Raw genomic sequence first — 17483 nt, forward strand, 5'->3', positions numbered from 1 at the left:
CGCGGCCGCTTCGTCTTTGTCTGCCATGACTCGTCCGATCCGCCCGGCCCGAGGGCCCGAGGGCGAGCCCCGGGCCAGGCTTCCACATCACGGACCTACACGATCTTTCAGACACGCTCGCCGTAGATCCGCCGCCTGCCCGTCGGCGTGATCGGTAAGTCGGTGCAGATCAGGCGGGTGCCTCGGCGTGGTGTGGCGGCGCCGATGTTTCCTGGTTGTGGAGTCGTGGCTTGATCCCGTCGGATTGCAGGTGGCACGGCTGGTGACCCGTGCGTGGTGTGTGAGCCTGGCAACGGGTGGAGGCTGGCGACGTCACGACTGGACGGTGAGGTGTTGGCGATGAGGAAGGCCTATCACGAGGAGCTGGATTCGATCAGTGACGGCCTGGTGGAGATGGCGAACCTGGTCGGCTCGGCCATCGGCCTGGCCACGACCGCTCTCCTGGATGGCGATCTGCGGCTTGCCGAGAGCGTGATCTCCGCCGACGAGAAGGTCGATGATCTCCAGCGTGACCTGGAGAACCGGGCGATCGCGGTACTGGCACGGCAGCAGCCGGTCGCCACGGATCTGCGGGTCGTCGTCACCTCGCTGCGCATGAGCGCGGACCTGGAACGCTGCGGAGTCCTGGCCCAGCATGTGGCCAAGCTGGCCCGGATGCGCTATCCCCAGCGGGCGGTGCCGCGCGATCTGCGCCGCACGATCCTGGAGATGGGCCAGCTCGCGCAGCGCCTGATGGCGCAGGCCGCTGAGGTGGTCATCACCCAGGACGTCGACGCGGCACTCCAGCTGGAGAGGGACGACGACCGCATGGACGAGCTGCACCGCATGCTCTTCCAGCACCTGATGGACGACCGGTGGCAGCACGGGGTGGAGACAGCCGTGGACGTCACGCTGGTCGGCCGCTACTACGAGCGGTTCGCCGACCACGCGGTATCGGTGGCCCAGCGCGTGGTCTACCTGGTCACGGGTGAACACGCGGATGAGCTGCCAACCGACGGGCCAGTGGCCTGACGTGGTGAGTGTGTGATCTCTGCCGTTGCGTCCTGGTAAGCGCGATCCTTGAACAGGGCGAGGCCGGGCTTCCCCTCCGAGTGAGCTGCCGTCCAGCCAGCGAAGAGGCCCAGCGGACCGTCGCCCTGCTCACGGCGACGATCCGGACCGGTCGACACCTCGGCCCAAGCCCCCAAGCACGGACGCCGCGCGTGCGCGGTGCGTGAGCGGATGGCGGAGCACAAGTCGTCACGGCCAGGACCGATGGTCATGCCGGGCGGCACTGACCTGCGAGGGCAGCACCACCCGGCACCAACGAACACCCGCGGTCAAGAATTCGATCCCACACCGAAGCCTCGGGGCCGGTGCCAAGGGTGCGGCGGGTGGTCACGGTGATCATCGTAAGGGCGGCCCTTGGCCGGAGGATAGCGGGAAGCCTGGCGTCGTACGGTGGGCACGTCGTCAGGCTCGCTTGGGCAACGGGCCGTCCGGCAGGTGGTTACGGACCCTTCCGCCCCGCCGGGGATCGGCAAGGCGGGGGCCGGCTGGGGTGGTTGGCGCTCCTGGTTCCTTCCCGTACGCGGCGATCCGCCCGCGGTGGGCGCGCAGTGCAGGCTGTCAGCCGGTGCCGCGCGTCACGACTGCGCCTTCGCCCAGGCGAGCCCCTTCAGCGCCATCCGGGCCGCCGGCGTTCCGGCCGTAGTCTGCACGTACCTGGAGAAGACCGAGACACCCCACCAAATGCCCGGAGATCTCCGAGACTGCCCGGACATCACAGCGACAGGACACGGACCGCAACGGGGGATGGTCAGCTGGCCTGGCACGGCTGCAAGACCGCCCCTCCATGCGCAGACCTGGGGTGGTATACATGCAAAGTTTATCTCTACCTAGCCCTTGGTAGAGATAGAGCATGGTTGAGAAGAAGAGTAAGGACGAGGAGCCGCCGAGTCCGCGTGCGATGCGGATGACGCCGCAGACACAAGCGGTGTTGCGGGCGTTGCTGGTGGATCCAGCCGAGGAGTTGTACGGGTTGCAGATCTGTTCTGCGGCGGAGCTGCCGTCGGGCACGATCCATCCGATCCTGGCCAGGTTGGGGTCGGCGGGATGGCTGGAATCCCGGTGGGAGGATGCCGATCCGAGTGAGCAGGGCCGGCCGCGGCGCCGGTACTACCGGCTCAACCCCGATGGCGTGGAGCGGGCACGGAGCGCTCTTGCGGTGGCCTCTGCAAAGCGCAGTGCGCTGCGTGCCCAGCAGCCGGGGTTTGCCATAGGGACGGCCTCGTGAACCGCGCACGTGGTGGTCTCGTTTTCTGTCTCTGTCTGGTCCCCTGTCTGGCCCTCTGGCTGAGTGCGGGACACACGGTTGTGGTCATGGCCATGATCGGTGGCTGCGTCGGCGGCCTGCGTCTTGCTCGTGTCCTCGGCAGTCTCGGTCTCACCCGCAGTCTCGGTTTCGTCCGCGGTTTCACCCTCTGCGCGGGCGTTGGCTTTGTCGGCGGGCTCGTTGGGGGCATGGTCACCTATTTTGATGACAGCGTCGGCGGCCTTGTTGGCGGCCTGCTCTACTTCCTTGCCCTCAGCGTCGGCTTCGGGCTCGTTCTTGGCCTGGCCGGCGCCCGCGCCCGCACCTGCGGTCTCGGCCTCATGCGCAGCCTCGGCCTTGCCCCGGGCCTGGTCCTCGGCATCGGCTGCGTCTTCGGATCGTTCGGCGACATTGCCGCAGCCTCTTCCGCCCTCGGTGTGTTCCTCGCACTGCTCCACGGGCTTGTCCGTGGTTTTGATGGTGTTTGGCGGGTGGCCGCGAGGCTCATCACGGCTCTTGAGGTGCAGGGGGCTGACCCGCAGCCTGGTGATGTGCCGGTACGGGTGGCGTGGTGCGCAGGATGGTTGGTGGGTTTGGCGGTGCGAGTGGTGCCAGTGGGGGAGCAGGCGCGGTACAGGGAGGAGTGGCGGGGGGAGTTGTGGGATCTCGCGGGGGATGCCGGTCGGCGGCGCCAACAGACGGTTCACGCGATGCGGACACTCATGGGTGCATGGCCGGTGCGGCGCAGTATCGGTGAGGGACGTCGGCGCACGGCGGGTGGGAGCTGAGTGCGGTGAGTGCCAGGACTGCAGTGGGTGCCGGGGTGGGGGCGGCCACGGGGGTGGGAGGGGCGGTGGTCGGCGGCTGGCCGGCTGCGGTAGTACTCGGTCTGCCGGTCGTGGCGGTTGCGGCGCTGCTGGTATGGGTACTGGTCGATACTGGCCGCACCCGCCGGATGGTCGATCTGATCCAGGCGGCCCGTACCCCGGTTACCCAGCCCCCGCCGACATCTCCCGGAACTCCGGCGCTGCCGCGTGCGAACGTCCGCACGAGGGAGTCGTCGGGGGACCTCTCCCGGGGCACCACCGGACTTGACCGCGATGGGCAACACCCTGGCGACGCCACCAACGACGGCCTCACCTGACAGCGAACACGTCGTGAAGCCTCGAGGGTCCGCTTGATCCTCGCCGTCCAGCTGACGATGAGCGGACACGCGGTACAGGAGGCGATCCGCTCCATCTCTGCTTCCGCCGCATGAACGCCTCCCGACCAGCCCGCAGCGAACTCATCACTGCTGCCCGCAGGCACGCCCAAGGCCCACTCGATGACCTCACAGCACGCGTCCTGGACCGGCCCGGCCGCAACAGCCGCGATCAGGGCTTCGCTCTCCTGACTGTTCACGCCCGCGTCTGCCAGGAGGGTGCGCAGTCGATGGGCGGCATTGCCGCCCGTGACCGCGTGACGGGCAACGCCGCCGGCGAGCCCCGAGAGCATCGGCAACGGCCACCACCCAGCACCGGGGACCGGGCGCAATCGAGCAAGCAGCCGGATCTCGGGGTCCGAGTAGTAGCTGCACCCAAGCGAGAAGGTGGCTGGCACCAGTTCGAGGGGCCCCGAAAGATCGAATCGTGCGTGAAAGCGCTTGGGACACGGGTGCAGGTGGAGAACCTTGCGATGTCCGAATCGATCTTCAGGGAGTTGTTCATGAAATTCATTCCATCTTCCAGGCCGCGGCGCGCGGTTCTGGTGTCCGCGATGGCGGCCGCGTCATTGCTGTCGCCGGGTACCGCGTCCGCGGCATCTGCTGCCCAGGTGCAGACGTTTGCCTCAGTCGGCAAGCACACCTTCACCGTGCCGAAGGGCGTCAGCCATATCCGCATCGTGGCTCTGGGCGGCGGTGGGGGAGGAGGCGGTAGCGGTGGCAACGACGGCGGGTCCCTGAGCGGCGGCGGAGGCGGCGGTGGCGGCAGCTCGGCCGTGGTGTCGTGCCTCATCTCCGTCAAGAGCGGATCGGAGATCCCCCTCACAGTCGGCAGCGGCGGATCGGGAGGCAAGGGCGGAAGCGACGACCACGGTGGCTGGGGCAGGAACGGTACCGACACCACCGTCGGTACCGGCGGGATCCTGGCATCCGCCGAGCACGGCTGGGAGGGGCCCGGCGGCAATGCATCCAATTGGCTCATGAGCGGCAACGGCACCCGCGGAGGAGGGGGCGGCGGCGAAGCGGCAAGCCGGTGCGCCGGCACCGAACGCACCATCACCCCGGGCAACGGCGGCGAGGGCGGCGAGGCCGGATCTACCAACTATCGCGGTCGGGGCGGCCACGGCGCTGAGGCCCCCCAGTCCCCCGAAAGCTGCCCAGCCGCCGGCATGGGCGGCCAAGGAGGAATCGGCGCCGGCAACGCCGGCGCATCCAATGCCGGCCATCAGGTGCCTTCCAACCCCGGCACAGAGGGGCACGACGGATGCGTGGTTCTGACCTACACCACGGACGCCGGTTCCTCCTGACGCCGCGGGCCAACGTCGCGTGTCCGCACGATGCTGCCGGGGCTGAATAGCGGCAGCGGTGGCATGAGGGACCCCAATGGGTCGGGGCCGATGGACAGTCCGATGCTGTCGTTCTCCCTGCTGGCCGGGACCGGCAGGCCCAGATCCTGCGGAGTCAAGGTCCCAATTCGTTCTTGAGCTAGGGGATCGGCAAGGCCGAGGCCGACCGGGGTGATTGGCGCTCCTGGTTCCCCCGTACGCGGCGATCCACTCGCGGTGGGCGCGCAGCAGCGCACTCTGCCGCTCAGCGGCAGGCTGTCAGCCGGTGCCGCGCGTCACGATTGCGCCTTTGCCCGGGCGAGCTCCTTCAGTGCCATCCGGGTCCCCGGCGTTCCGGCCGCAGTCTGCCAGTACGGGTGTCCGGCGATGCGCCGGGACAGCTCCTGCAGGCGTCGCCGGTGAGCGGTGGTGCCGTGGGCGGGCGAGGTGTCGGCGAGTTCCTGGTACGTGGCGTACCAGGCCGTCTGAGCTGTCCGTTCTCAACGAAGCTAGGCGCGTGTCAGCCAATCCAGTCGCTGCGCCGGAGGGCCAGCAGTACGGTGCCTTCCAGAGGGAACGAAAGGGGAGCAGTGGGGTCTCGTCGATTCTGGTTGCGAGCTGGCGTCGTCGTCTTATTGCTTGCCGCGGTTGGTGCAGTTGTCGCCGTACCGGGGATTGGCAAGTGGATGGTGGCAGCGGTCCTCGCGGGGCTCGCCTCAGCTCTCGGCGGCCTCGTGGTGCGCAGTGCTGATAAGGCCATCACACTCGGCCGTGACGTCGTGCTGGCGCCCACCCAGTCTCCTCCTCTCATCGTGAATGCTCATCAGGCCAGCCCACTTGAAGGACACGTCGGCCCTGTGCCCGAGGACATGACAGCGCGGCGCGAATCTCCCGGCTGGGTAGCTCTGGGGTCCGCCGCTGTGCATCTGACCGTCGAGGCGAGCGTTGATCGTGCCGTGATCATCAGCAAAATAGACCTGCACGTGGAATCAATTGGCGCCGTTCCCCGCATCGACTACGTCGGGCAGCCTCCGGCCCCTGCGCCCATGGCGTCGCAAGAGTTGCGCACCTTCGAAGCCGACCTGAGCGACCCGGCACCCACCGCACGGCCGACCGACGGCGTACCGAACTTCCCTTACACCGTCTCGCACCTGGACCCCGAGCGGTTCATCCTCAGGGTCACCAGCAGTACACCAGGCGATGTCACGTGGCATGTGGGAGTGCACTGGCTCTGCAATGGCCAGTCAGGCGTCGTGATGGCTGACCTGGCAGGTCAGCCATTTCGGCTCGTGAGCCTTCCGCGTACGCCGAGTTGAGCGCCGTGCTGGATCTGAATCGGATCGCGCTCCTCGTGCGAAGCGGATTGCACGTCAGGGTCTAGTCACATCCGCTTGCTTTGCACGGCGACTGGATCTGATGAGGCAAGGACTCGCATGGCTTTGTTCACGAGAACCGGCAGCTTGCGGTCTGACGGGATGTACGCACGGCGGCAGGTGACTGGAAGGATCATGAGGATGACAAGCAATGCTGAGCTGTCCTTCCGCATCATGGGCGCGTCCGCACGCTGGGCGACTGCTGGCCGCGCTGGCGGCGATCGGGGCAGGGGTCGCGGCCGGTCTCGGTGTTCCGGGGCGCGACCAGTGGGTGGGCTGCTCCTCGGTCCTCGCTGCGGGGACCCTGATAACGGCTTTCGGGTTCCTCGGGCGCCGCCTGGAGGCGGGCCAGGACGGGCTGCGGTACCGCACGGTGCTGCGGTGGCACCGACTGGAATGGGACGAGATCGACCGCTTCGAGGACGTGCGGGTACAAGCCGGCGACCGCCGCCTCAGCACCCACAACCTCCGTGTCGTGGCCAAGCTGCGCAGCGGCGAAGCCGTCTGGCTTCCGGTGCCGTACGCCGGCTCCGTGGACGCGTTCAGCTTCGAGGACCAGTTGCGCGACCTGCGCGCAGCACACCTTCACTACAGGCCCGGCACCCCATGACTACCTGGATTCCGCGTGCAGCCAGCTCGACGACGAGACCCCGATGGTCCGAGCCCGGCAGCGAGACGAAGTGCGCCGAGTTCACCTGGAAGTCCCAGCTCACCAGGACGTGGTCGATCTGGGTGCGCAGCAGCCGCCCGTTCTCCACGGGCCACGACCACGTTCGGGGCTAGCCCGCGAGCCTGGCACTGTCGTTCAGCTTTCCCGGCCCCGGGACTGGTGAGCTCGCATGTTCAGGTGTCGCCTATTCGCGGCCGAGTCCAAATGGGGCTCGCGCTGAGTGATCAGCGCGAGCTCGGCGGACGTCGATCGCCAGGACTACCGTTGCCTGGCGCGGACAACGTGCGAAGGCGCCCGACCATGCCAGAAGACACCAAGGCAGCCCTTGCTGTCAGGGGAAGTCCGGGCACTCCTCGGCAAAGCCCTGCGAGACGGGCTGCCATACGCCGTGGTCCTCACGCACGCTCAGTCGATCCGCTTCCCCCGCAATCTCGATCAGCTGTGCGATGGTCAAGGGGACGGCCGCCGCGAACACCCGCCCGAGGTGGTGGCAGTGCAGCATCGGGCGGAGTTCCTCCGAGTACGGCTCATCGGCGACCGCGAAGAGATCGGGCAGGGTCCAGCCCAGCGGACCTGCTACGGCAGATAGCTGCTGCCGGCGGTGCGGACTCGAGTCCCAGCGCCACACCATCCCGTGCAGCGTGCTGAGGGACAGTCCCATGAACGGCAGGTCCCGGATGCCGAAGCCGCGATTGCGGATCAGCGCGCCGAGCACGGCGGCAACCCTGGCCTCGGCGGGACGGCGGCCCGGCCACGCCGGCTGCACGAAGGGTTCTGGAGCGGCGACGCGGGGCAGCGAGCGGACGAAAGCCTCCAGCGCGGCCAGCTGCGAGTGGTCGCAGTAACTGACGCGGTATGCGAAATGCCTCATGACCCTGGCGTCGCGCTCCGGGGGAAGGAGTTCCGCCGGCACCGGGTGGCCTGCGACAACGAGAAGGTCGGCGGCCGGTATGCCGAGTTCGGTGGCAAGTTCGGTGAGCCGCTGCGGGGCGGTGTCAGCTCCACTCGCGGCGAGGCTGCTCAGGATGATGGCCCGTTCCATGTGAGGAAGGTAGCGGCTGGGCTGCCAGGACAGCCGGGGCCGCATGAGTTCGCGGTTGGGACTCACCTTCGGTGATCGCCCAGGGCGTATCGGCTCCAGGTTCCACCTGCTTCGACGACCAGGTGAGGGGTGGTCTTGGCGTGGTAGCCGAGGGCCCGAGCGACGACGGGAGCGGGGGCTTGGAGGAAGTCTGCGAGCCGATACAGCTGACCGCCCGTGGCAGCCGTGGGTGCGGAGCCCCGGGGGCGGATGAACGAGCTGGAGCGGCTCGGCGTAGTGGGCCCGGACCAGGGCTCCCGCGCCCGCGACGTCCTCATCCGGCTCGTCGAGGACATGGAGCCGGTCTTCAACGCCCTCATGCACGGCGAGACGATCTCCATGCGCACCGCCGTGGAGGCCGCGCTGGCAGAGCAGACCGACGAGACGCTGGTGCTGCCCATGCCGCGCGAGTTTCCGAGCTTCACGGTCACCAAGGCGCCGACCACGCCAGAAGCGCCAGCGGATGACCCGGACGAGGACGGCGAGTCGGAGCCCGAGCACTCCCGGAGTGTCGAGGGCACCGTCTACACCGCCCAGGAGTGGGAGGTAAGCGAAGACCCCGAGGGGGACAGGCCGTGGATCAACCCGCAGCTGCGCACCCGTGAGGGACGCCGCGGCTACCTGCGGTTCAAGCGCCGCCAGATGCGACGGCGTGCGCGGAAGACGTGGTCGCGTCAGGGGACCGCGCACGGCGTGTTGCCGCGGTGCGCGGCGAGAAGCGAGTGCGGGCCTGGGCGTTCGGCATCGAGGGAGCCAAGGCGAAGGCGGACCTGAACCTGGCGCTCGTCGCAGTGAAGGACGCCGACCGAGAACGGCGTCTTGGTCGAGCGCGAGGAGGTGGCCGCAGCCTGACCACACGTCGGAGCTTTAAGCGGTGGCTGAGTCCGTGGGCGGTTCCTCGTTCGGAAAGAGGATTGGGCTGAGCAGGTATCGCGCGCGGTCACTTGTGGGGTGGTTGGCCAGACGGGGTGCGATCGCGCTGCGCAACTCACTGATCAGCTCGTGGAGTTCGTCGCGGCTGAGCCAGACGGCGTGCTGGCGGTAGCCGACCAGATCCGCGGCCGGGTCGGCGTGCTCCTGTTCGAGGTAGGCATTGAACTCGGCGGCCAGCACGGCGAGTGCGACGGCGAACGCGCCGCGGTGATCGTCGAGCGAGAGTGACTTGACCGTGTCGGCGTCGATGACCGCCCGGTCCTCGCGCAGGCGAAAGGCCCGTTCCACCGCGCCCCGCACCCGCCGCTCCTCAGCCACTTCGAGGATTCCGCCCTTGGAGAGCAGGTCGACGTGCCGGTAGACCATCGCCTTCGATACGTCCGGCACCAGCGTGCACAACTGGGACGTGGTCAGCATCCGCCCGCTACGCATGGCGTGCACGATCCGCAGCCGCACCGGATGCGCCAGGAGTTCCAATGTGTCCATGAGCCAACCTTCTCGCAATCTGCTACCGTTCGCAAAAAATGAGAAAGGTGGCGGGGGATGGAACCGAGTCCGGTACAGAGTGCGACGCGGGTCGTCGGCCTGGCACGCAGCGGGCGCTTCACCGAGATCGAAGAGCTTTTCGCCCCGCGGCTGCGAGCAGTCGTGTCCGCGGAAACGCTGCGGACGGCCTGGGCGACCGAGACGGGCGCGAAAGGATCGATCTCGGAGCTCGGGCAACCGACGACCGAACAGCGCGAGCCTGGCCTCGTCCGCGTGAGCATCCCGGTGACCTGCGAACACGGGGGCCTGACCGTGGTCATGTCGGTGGACGAAACCGGCATGCTGCACGGCCTGCGCCTCGCGCCCCCGTCCACCATCTCCTGGACACCGCCGCCCTACGCGACCCGGAGCGGGTTCACCGAGCAGGAGGTCACCGTCGGCACCGGCCCACTCGCCGTGCCCGGCACGCTCACGCTGCCCCGCAGGCGCGGCCCGCGGCCCGGCGTCGTACTCCTCAGCGGCGGCGGCCCCTTCGACCGCGACGAGACCAGCGGACCGAACAAGCCGCTGAAGGACCTGGCCTGGGGACTGGCCAACCAAGGCGTAGCCGTGCTGCGGTTCGACAAGGTCACCCACACACACCCGGACGTCGCCTCCGCGCCCGATTTCACCATGTCGGACGAGTACGTGCCGCATACCGTCGCCGCCATCCACCTGCTCCACCGCCACCCGGCCGTGGACGCCACACGAGTCTTCCTGCTGGGCCACAGCATGGGCGGCAAGGTAGCGCCGCGCGTAGCAGCCGCCGAACCGTCCGTCGCCGGCCTGGTGATCCTGGCCGGGGACGCCCAGCCGATGCATCACGCCGCCATCCGGGTCACCCGCTACCTCTCCACCGTGAACCCCGGCCCTGACATCGAGGCCGCCGTCGCCATCGCCGCCGATCAGGCCGCACGCGTCGACAGCCCGGAGTTGTCTGCCGCGACGCGAGCCGAGGACCTGCCATTCGGCTTCCCAGCACCGTACTGGCTGGACATGCGCGGATACGACCCGGTCTCCGCCGCGGCCGGCGTGGACAAACCGATGCTCATTCTCCAAGGAGGACGCGACTACCAAGTGACCGTCGACGACGACCTCGCACGGTGGAGGCGTGGCCTCGCCCACCGCCCGGATGTCACGATCCGCATCTACGACGCCGACGACCACCTATTCTTCCCCGGCGAAGGACCATCCACGCCGACCGACTATGACGCGCCCCAACACGTCGACCCTGCCGTCGTCACCGACATCGCACAGTGGCTGGCACCAAACCGCGGGAATCTCACTCGATTCCTTCCCACGGCCACGGCCAGACGCCGCCGAAGCTGATCACGGGCTCCGGCGCGCCCTCGGGTCGACTCGAAAGGCCGGAGGCCGAGTACGAACTCACCTGGGCCGACTGGGAGAAGCTTTGGTAGCCACCCGCTACTCAATCCACAACTCTTGACAATTGCTCCATGCCGCGTTGTACGGCCCCTGACCAGGTGAGACGGTCGGGGGCCGTTTTGCTGCGCGGTGCCTGCTCGTGGCCGTGGATTTTCACTTGCAGGCGTCGGGTTCAGGACCTGCTGCCTGCCTCATAGCGGTCGGAGAGCGGGGAGGCGAGTGCGCGACCCTGTCACCGTCGGTGTCTTTCCCGGCTGGATGTCTCGATCAGGCGGCGCCGTACCACCCGCCCGAGGGGGCGCGCAGCCCGGCAACGCCGTCGGGAGTGCCGATACCGGTGGGGGCGTCGTATCCCGGGATCGCGGAGAAGGACCCCGCAGTGCCGGTGGTGATGTCGAAGAAGTCCTGCGGGTGTGCGTAGGGGTAGGAGTTGGGGAAGGTGCCAGGGGCGGGGTTACCGGCCAGGGCGTACATCCCGGCGATCAGCGGGGCGGAGACGCTGGTGCCGTCGGCGACGACCCAGCCGGTGGCGCCGAAGGGCGTGGGGAACGTGTCGTACACCGCGAAGCCTGCGGCGACGGCGGAGATGTCGGCGATGGTGCGGTTGGTGCAGATGGTGTCGTGCTGGAAGGCCGGCTTGGGCTCGAAGAGGGAACAGCCGCACCCGGTGCCGTTCCAGGCGCTTTCTGTCCAGCCGCGACGGTTGTGCGCACGGGTCAGCGTGGTCCCGCCCACGCCGGTGACGTAGGGGGATGCGGCCGGATACTGCGTAACGCCTCCGTTGTCACCCGAGGCGAAGGTGAAGGCCACGCCCGGGTGATTGAAGTGGAAGTCGAAGTCGCCCTCGAACGAAGCCTCCGGCAGGTACCAACTGTTGGAGATGAACTTCGCGCCCTGAGCGAAGGCCTGGTCGACCCCGGCGAACAAGCTGGGGACGGAGTTTTCGTCGTCTTCGACGACCAGGATGCGGCAGCCCGGGCAGGCGGCGCTCACGGCGTCCACGTCGATGGACGACTCAAATGCCCATTCGGGGTCTGTGGCAGACGGCGGGGTGGTGCCACCGTTCTGGTTGATCACGCGGAGGCAGCCGTTGGCCTTGGTGCACGGCGGGAGGTGGAACTGGCGGCGGTAGACGGCCAGGTCGCTTTCAAGGTTGGGGTTGTGGAAGGCGACGTTGATGGCCACTGTGCGGCTTCTGCCGTTGGTGCCGGACAGCTTGTAGGCACTGCGGATGTCGAACGGGCTGAGGCCCGGTGGCATCGCGCCCGGTGGAAGGGAGGCAACGGGCTTGAAGTTGGGATTGAGCATGGCCAGACAGGCCGCCCGATGCCAATTGGATGTCGGGCGACAAACACGCACGGAGGCCCGTGGTTTGGGCTGGCCAGCTGCCGAGCCGTGGGCCTGGACGGTCGCTGGACGGTGGCCGGCTGCCGAGCTCTGGGGCTGGGCGGTCGCCGAAGCTGCTGCCAAGCCCACTAGCACGAAGGCAGCGGCCAGCAGCGACCGGATCGGACGGGCGCGGAACATGACACTCCTCAAGGGCCGGACGGGCGGCACCGTGCTCGGGCGGGCTGTCGCCGCCTGACCTTTGGGCTCGCGTCCTTGGCCCGTCCCTCCCGGCTCTTCCCGCCGGTCCGCGCAACCCGTAGCGGCGTCTGCCGCGGCGCCCACTGTCGGCGCCCGAGTGCGAGACCGGTCCGAGCGGTGCCTGATCACCCGTCGGATGGCGTACGGAAACCACCCGTACAGCAGAAGAAGACCGCCACACCCGCGACACGGCCGCCCACACCCGGGCAGCTCTGGCTGCCCACAACCCCTCCGAGGGCCGCGTCACCATCCACCCGACCCCAGGAACCGACTCCACCCTCACCCTTGCCTACGACATCCTCGCTGCCCTCGACAAACCCGTACCCCTGACCGGCTACCGCCCCCTCGACCCCTGACCCGTCTGGACCCTGTGCTCCGCCTGGATCCTCGCCCTCCCCATCACCTGCCTGACCGTTCTGCGCGCCCACCTCCTCGACCCCCGCTGTCTGGGCGAGCTGATGGCCCTGCGCGCCAGGACGGGGCTGCGCCTTGCCTTGGTGTGCCATCACCGGAAGACGCCTGCTGCCCTGGAGCGGGCCCTGAGCCGTACGGACCACCAGCCCGCGGACGCGGACGCGGTCCTGTCCTACGGGGAAGCCGCCAGCGAGAGTGAGGACAGCCCGCCAGCCGCACTGTCACGGCGCTGGATCAACCTGCCGGCCCTCACCACACTGCAGTCCATCGACGACAGCGACCGCTGCTCCTGCCGGGCACCGACAGCCAGCGAGCGCGGCTTCACCCCTCCCGCGCTGACCCCTCTCGCCGAGAGCCAGATCGCCCGCCGCCTCCACGCCACCACCGCGCACCCGCACCTCGCGGCCGAACTGGCCACGGCCTGCTTCACGGCCGCCTCGATGACCCAGCTGGACACTGCCCGCGTCACTGATGCCGCACTGGACGCCAGCACGCTGATGCTCCACGACCGCAGGAACACCCGCCAGGGCTGCATGACCCACTCCGTGCCGGACTGGGCACGCCCCCTCCTACGGGCCGCGATGTTCACCCATTTCCTCACCACTGGCAGCAGGAGCGACCGCCTCTTCACCGACCTCCTAGGCTCGACAGGGCTGCCGCGCCTGACCGACTTTGCGGAACAGTGCAAGCTCCGCCCGCCCCAGCCACCACGCCCCAAGCGGCGTAAGAACACCCGCCAAAAGTCACCGCCACCCACCGTGTGGCCCCTCAGCAATGCCCACCACAGCACCCCCTGGTACATCGCTGAGGAAGACATGAGGGGTTGCCCCCAACCGGGTCGTGTCCCGCGACGTGGTGTAGGGGATCAAGCGCTACGCGTTCCGGTTCGAGACCCGTGGCGATCTTTGGAGACTGCAGCCCACGAAGCGTCCCGGTAAGGCGAGTTGGACATCCGATCGGGCATGGTCGGCGCCCCTGGCCTGCGGATTCCGGTGTCTTGATCCCCTACACCACGTGGCGGGACGCCATCCCCAACCGCCTGGCTACAGAAAGCGGGAACGAGTGCCCCACCGCATGTACTGACCGAAGGGCCCCGGAAGTTCTGCACGTTCCGTATCTCGGCCCACGCCGCGCGGCCATCCGGTCCGTGCCTGGCCGGGCTCAGCGGTTGCTTGGTGTGCGACGGCTCTATGCCCAGCGCATGCCGATCTGTGACAGTTGCTCGACTCGTTCTGGGGTGAGTGTCGCGGCTCGGGAGCGTTGGTTGCTGATCCAGGCGCCCAGCTTGATCTGCTGCCCCTCATGGTCGCCGCCACCGTCACCGCCGATCACGATGGTCTCTACGTGCTTCCTGGGCACCTGGAGGTGTCCCTCGCGCTCGTAGAACTGCTGGGCGGCGGTGAAGTTGAGTGCCCATTTGTCGGCCTGTGTACGGCGCGGCTTCGGTTTCTCCTCCTCGGTGGCGGGTTCGATTCCGAGGATGTGTTCGCACATCCACTGCTGGACGGTGGTGAGTTTGTCGAAGCCGAGCCGTTGGGCGCGTACCCACCGTCCGAGATCCTCGCCTTGGTGTACGACGTCGCCCGGCTTGGCCGGTAGTGCACCGCCGTCGTCCAGGTGCTGCCGGGTGAGGTGGAAGGCGCGCTGCCACTCCACGGGCCAGGTGGGGCACCACGATGGGTCGATCTCCTCCAGTTGCTCGCGCCGGTCCTCCGACAGCGCGCCGGACACCGACTGGACCGGCAGTCCCTCGGCGCGCTGCTGCTCGATGTCCATTGCCTTGCGGGCGGCGGCCCGCTGGTTCTTCAGCCAGATCCCGACCCTGTAGCCCTGGTGTGTGGCGTCGAGCGGGGCAAGGAGGTGGCCCGCCTTCGCGGCCCATCCGCGGGCGGCAGTGAGGCCTTCTTCCCAGGCGACGTCGAAGTGGCTCCAGACCATGCCGAGCTTCTCCAGCTGCACGGCGCGGTCTTGGTCCATGTCGCCGCGGGCGTAGAACCGGCGGGCGTCGGCCACCCATTGCCCCAGCGGGAAGTTCGCGAGCGAGGCCGGCCATCCTTCCGCCGCCGCTTCCTGCCCGGTCGGGATGCGGTACGTGAACGGCACGCGCAGGTCGCTGTGTTCGCGGGCGTAGATCACGGCGGCTTCCACGCCCCGGCGCCAGTGTTCGTGTTCGGGGTTGAGGACCCGCAGGTTGATGAACGCCGCCAGCTGCGCGGGGTCGCGTGGTGTGGAGAACTTCAGGAGTGCTTTGGCGTCACCGCTGACGCCCTCCCACGCTGTGCCTGGCTCCCTCTCGGCTCCCCGTTCGCGGCCTTTGGGGGACCGGCTGGGGGCCTGTGGCTCGGCGAGCTGCTCAACGATGCGGGCGTCGTGCGCGCGCAGTGCCTCGAGGAGCTTGGCGAGCCCGCCGTACGCCCGGCTGGTGAGCATGTTGTCGGGGGTCTCGCCGGGGCCCAGGAGTACCGGCACTACGAGGGAGGCCATCTTGCCTTCGCCGGGTTGCATGCGCAGTGCGCGGCCGACGGCTTGAACGAGGTCGGGCATGGAGCCGCGGACGTCTGCGAAGTACACGGAGTCACATCGGGATGTATCAACGCCTTCTCCGAGGACCTTCACGGACCCGAGGTAGCTATTTTCCACGACGGTGCCGTCGGTGGCGATGCCGTCGGCGAACTCGTCCAGCACGCGGCGGCGGTGCAGGGGCTTGTGCTCGCCGCAGAGCCAGTTGGCCCAGATCGTGCTCGGGTACAGCTCGGGGTCGGAGGCGTGCAGCTGCGCGGCGACGTCCGGGAGGCCGGCTGCGAATGCCTCGGCCTCCTTCACGACATGGTGGAAGACGAGGGTGCGCCGGAAGGACTCCTCCGCCGACGCCTTCACCAGCGCGGTCTGGAGTGCGGCGAGCCGGGCCCCGCGCACCTGCTCGGACCGTGCTTCGGCGCCCAGAAGCTGCGCGGCCTGGAGCTGGGTGTCGGTGACGTCTAGGCACACCACCTGGTAGGGGGCACAGATGCCCCGGTCGATAGCGTCCGACAGCGTCAGCGTGTGGCAGCGGCTGCCGAACGGGGAGTCCGGGGAGTCGTCCATGCTCGCCACGAGCTCGCCCGGCGCGCCCTCCTGGTCCTCGTCCCCGAGCTGCCACAGGCGCGGCGTGGCGGTCATGTAGAGCCGGCGCAGCGACGGGATCCGGGTGTTGTCGTGGACGACGGCCCAGGGCTTCCCGATCCGGCCGGAAACCCGGTGCGCCTCGTCGATCACGATCAGGTCCCAGCCCGTGAGGCCCGCGGTGTGCGCGCCCTCCAGGGTGCCGAGGCCGAGGGAGGCGTACGTGGCGAACACGGTGACTTTGTCCAGGGAGCGGGTCCACTCCACCAGCTCGTCCACGTCCGTGGTGTTGGGGAAGCCCACCTCCTCGCCGCGCAGCGAGGACACTCCGATCATCGGGCCCGTGCGTCCGCCCTCGCGCCAGGCGGCCTCGGTCTGGGCGAGCAGGTCCAGCGAGGGTACGAGGACCAGTACGCGTCCCGCGTGGAGCTCCTGCGCGCTGCGGGCGGCGACGAGGGTCTTGCCGGATCCGGTGGCCATGATCACCTGAGTCCGGAGCCCGCGCTCAGGCACAAGAGATCTTGCAGAGAATTCGAGCGCCTTGACAATGGCGTCGACGGCTTCCCTCTGGTGGGGACGGAGGGTTTTCTTTTCCACCGAAGCGTCCTTTCTTCTGCGGATTATTGTCGTCCCCGTCGTGGGTGTGCGGCCTGCTGCGCCAGGACCGCTCTGGTGAGGTCGGTGCGCAGCTGCTCGAGGAAGTCTCGGAGGCCGGTGGCTGTGCAGCGGTAGCCGCCGGCGTCGAGGTCGTAGCTGTTGCCGGTGAGGGCGCCGAGCGTGAGGTGGTAGATCGCGCCGCTGGTGTGGCTGACCGCGTACATGCCTCCTCCGCCGTCCGTGCCGAACACTGTCACGGTGTCATGAACGGCCCCGGCAAGCTTCTTGGGGTAGTTGCCGGCCTCGGTCTGGGACAGGAGGGAGGAGGCGTCATCGATCCAGATGCCACGGCCGAGATCAGGCAGGACGACAGAGCCGAGCTGGGCGTAGTACTCCCGGAGTACCTCGGCCGCTCCTGCGTGAACGAGCAGTGCGACAGCGGCCGCACCCTCCTCAGCGGAGACGAGACGTACCTCGTGCTCTCCGGGTGGGTAACCCTGGGCAGCTTGGAAGCCGGCCGAGAATGCGTTCGCGAGCCGAGCCATATCCTCACCCCACTCACGCAGATACACGGTGTCATTCACGACCAATGACCGCCCATCCGTTGGGTTGCAATAATTCCAGAGTCTATCAGCAGACACTTTTGATGCACCATCTTCAACACTGACCCATCGTCAAGTTCGAGCAGGTCCACATGACTAGGCATCACTTCCGCTCCCCATGAAGAGACCCACCCCAACCGGCCCTTACTGCCAGCCAGCGGGCCGCGCGGAGCGTGGCGCGCCAACCGCACGGAGTGCGGGGGTGACTGGAGCGCAGCGGAGGCCACCAGCCGGGCCGAGACCGGCTCCGGCCGCAGAGCGGCCGTTCATCCCTGGAGCGAAGCGGAAGGGATGTCAATTCGCTGGCGAAGCCAGCGAATTGAGCGGGGAGCGCAGCGAGCCGCCAGCGCTCCCCGCGGAGCGGGGAGCGCAACTCCGGTGCGCAGCACCGGAG

Annotated in this window: 15 protein-coding genes; 10 read left to right on the forward strand and 5 right to left on the reverse strand. The window is 68.5% G+C overall.

What is annotated here, in order from left to right; genetic code table 11:
• The first annotated feature begins 339 nt into the window (after positions 1-339).
• The 7 genes from phoU to ACFVWD_RS53120 all read left to right on the forward strand — a co-directional run bounded on the left by phoU (position 340) and on the right by ACFVWD_RS53120 (position 6802).
• A complete protein-coding gene (phoU, locus tag ACFVWD_RS53090; RefSeq protein ID WP_389605935.1) occupies positions 340-1011 on the forward strand; it encodes a phosphate signaling complex protein PhoU in 672 nt (223 codons plus the stop codon).
• 889 nt (positions 1012-1900) lie between these two features.
• On the forward strand, positions 1901-2275 hold the full coding sequence (locus tag ACFVWD_RS53095; protein WP_389605936.1) for a PadR family transcriptional regulator: 375 nt from the start codon (positions 1901-1903) through the stop codon (positions 2273-2275).
• A gap of 86 nt (positions 2276-2361) precedes the next feature.
• A complete protein-coding gene (locus ACFVWD_RS53100; RefSeq protein WP_389605938.1) occupies positions 2362-3081 on the forward strand; it encodes a hypothetical protein in 720 nt (239 codons plus the stop codon).
• A gap of 5 nt (positions 3082-3086) precedes the next feature.
• Positions 3087-3437 carry a hypothetical protein gene (locus tag ACFVWD_RS53105; RefSeq protein WP_389605940.1) on the forward strand — a complete coding sequence of 117 codons (351 nt, stop codon included), beginning with the start codon at positions 3087-3089 and terminating at the stop codon, positions 3435-3437.
• Positions 3438-3547: 110 nt separating this feature from the next.
• Positions 3548-4801 carry a hypothetical protein gene (locus ACFVWD_RS53110; protein WP_389605942.1) on the forward strand — a complete coding sequence of 418 codons (1254 nt, stop codon included), beginning with the start codon at positions 3548-3550 and terminating at the stop codon, positions 4799-4801.
• 704 nt (positions 4802-5505) lie between these two features.
• A complete protein-coding gene (locus ACFVWD_RS53115; RefSeq protein WP_389605943.1) occupies positions 5506-6135 on the forward strand; it encodes a hypothetical protein in 630 nt (209 codons plus the stop codon).
• 208 nt (positions 6136-6343) lie between these two features.
• Complete coding sequence (locus tag ACFVWD_RS53120; protein ID WP_389605944.1) at positions 6344-6802, forward strand: PH domain-containing protein; 459 nt, start codon at positions 6344-6346, stop codon at positions 6800-6802.
• 391 nt (positions 6803-7193) lie between these two features.
• Here ACFVWD_RS53120 and ACFVWD_RS53125 read toward each other — a convergent pair whose 3' ends face one another.
• Complete coding sequence (locus ACFVWD_RS53125) at positions 7194-7904, reverse strand: hypothetical protein (protein WP_389605945.1); 711 nt, start codon at positions 7902-7904, stop codon at positions 7194-7196.
• Between the two features lie 249 nt (positions 7905-8153).
• On the opposite strand from ACFVWD_RS53125, the gene ACFVWD_RS53130 reads away from it, so the two are divergent.
• Positions 8154-8717 (forward strand): hypothetical protein, encoded by a 564-nt coding sequence (locus ACFVWD_RS53130; RefSeq protein ID WP_389605947.1) that lies wholly within the window; start codon positions 8154-8156, stop codon positions 8715-8717.
• Positions 8718-8810: 93 nt separating this feature from the next.
• Here ACFVWD_RS53130 and ACFVWD_RS53135 read toward each other — a convergent pair whose 3' ends face one another.
• A complete protein-coding gene (locus tag ACFVWD_RS53135; protein WP_389605949.1) occupies positions 8811-9362 on the reverse strand; it encodes a helix-turn-helix domain-containing protein in 552 nt (183 codons plus the stop codon).
• A gap of 57 nt (positions 9363-9419) precedes the next feature.
• On the opposite strand from ACFVWD_RS53135, the gene ACFVWD_RS53140 reads away from it, so the two are divergent.
• The gene (locus ACFVWD_RS53140; RefSeq protein WP_389605950.1) at positions 9420-10730 is read left to right on the forward strand and encodes an alpha/beta fold hydrolase; all 1311 of its coding nucleotides are present in this window, start codon (positions 9420-9422) and stop codon (positions 10728-10730) included.
• A gap of 324 nt (positions 10731-11054) precedes the next feature.
• Here ACFVWD_RS53140 and ACFVWD_RS53145 read toward each other — a convergent pair whose 3' ends face one another.
• Entirely contained in the window at positions 11055-12095 is a 1041-nt protein-coding gene (locus ACFVWD_RS53145) for a S8 family serine peptidase (RefSeq protein ID WP_389605952.1), read from the reverse strand.
• 737 nt (positions 12096-12832) lie between these two features.
• Between ACFVWD_RS53145 and ACFVWD_RS53150 the strand changes: the two genes are divergently transcribed.
• Positions 12833-13726: a hypothetical protein gene (locus ACFVWD_RS53150; RefSeq protein WP_389605954.1), complete on the forward strand. Its 894-nt coding sequence runs from the start codon at positions 12833-12835 to the stop codon at positions 13724-13726.
• A 250-nt stretch (positions 13727-13976) separates the two neighbouring features.
• Here ACFVWD_RS53150 and ACFVWD_RS53155 read toward each other — a convergent pair whose 3' ends face one another.
• Positions 13977-16487 (reverse strand): Helicase associated domain protein, encoded by a 2511-nt coding sequence (locus ACFVWD_RS53155; protein ID WP_389605956.1) that lies wholly within the window; start codon positions 16485-16487, stop codon positions 13977-13979.
• A gap of 23 nt (positions 16488-16510) precedes the next feature.
• On the reverse strand, positions 16511-17071 hold the full coding sequence (locus ACFVWD_RS53160) for a hypothetical protein (RefSeq protein ID WP_389605958.1): 561 nt from the start codon (positions 17069-17071) through the stop codon (positions 16511-16513).
• Between the last annotated feature and the right edge of the window lie 412 nt (positions 17072-17483).

It is taken from the genome of Streptomyces sp. NPDC058086 (genome assembly GCF_042885015.1).
In the GTDB taxonomy this organism is placed as follows: domain Bacteria; phylum Actinomycetota; class Actinomycetes; order Streptomycetales; family Streptomycetaceae; genus Streptomyces.

Bases quoted from the DNA above. Each gene is read 5' to 3' on its own strand.
- phoU (WP_389605935.1), top strand. From the start codon at position 340: ATGAGGAAGGCCTATCACGAGGAGCTGGATTCGATCAGTGACGGCCTG.
- ACFVWD_RS53095 (WP_389605936.1), top strand. From the start codon at position 1,901: ATGGTTGAGAAGAAGAGTAAGGACGAGGAGCCGCCGAGTCCGCGTGCG.
- ACFVWD_RS53100 (WP_389605938.1), top strand. From the start codon at position 2,362: ATGGCCATGATCGGTGGCTGCGTCGGCGGCCTGCGTCTTGCTCGTGTC.
- ACFVWD_RS53110 (WP_389605942.1), top strand. From the start codon at position 3,548: ATGAACGCCTCCCGACCAGCCCGCAGCGAACTCATCACTGCTGCCCGC.
- ACFVWD_RS53115 (WP_389605943.1), top strand. From the start codon at position 5,506: ATGGTGGCAGCGGTCCTCGCGGGGCTCGCCTCAGCTCTCGGCGGCCTC.
- ACFVWD_RS53120 (WP_389605944.1), top strand. From the start codon at position 6,344: ATGCTGAGCTGTCCTTCCGCATCATGGGCGCGTCCGCACGCTGGGCGA.
- ACFVWD_RS53125 (WP_389605945.1), bottom strand. From the start codon at position 7,904: ATGGAACGGGCCATCATCCTGAGCAGCCTCGCCGCGAGTGGAGCTGAC.
- ACFVWD_RS53130 (WP_389605947.1), top strand. From the start codon at position 8,154: ATGAACGAGCTGGAGCGGCTCGGCGTAGTGGGCCCGGACCAGGGCTCC.
- ACFVWD_RS53135 (WP_389605949.1), bottom strand. From the start codon at position 9,362: ATGGACACATTGGAACTCCTGGCGCATCCGGTGCGGCTGCGGATCGTG.
- ACFVWD_RS53140 (WP_389605950.1), top strand. From the start codon at position 9,420: ATGGAACCGAGTCCGGTACAGAGTGCGACGCGGGTCGTCGGCCTGGCA.
- ACFVWD_RS53145 (WP_389605952.1), bottom strand. From the start codon at position 12,095: ATGCTCAATCCCAACTTCAAGCCCGTTGCCTCCCTTCCACCGGGCGCG.
- ACFVWD_RS53150 (WP_389605954.1), top strand. From the start codon at position 12,833: ATGGCCCTGCGCGCCAGGACGGGGCTGCGCCTTGCCTTGGTGTGCCAT.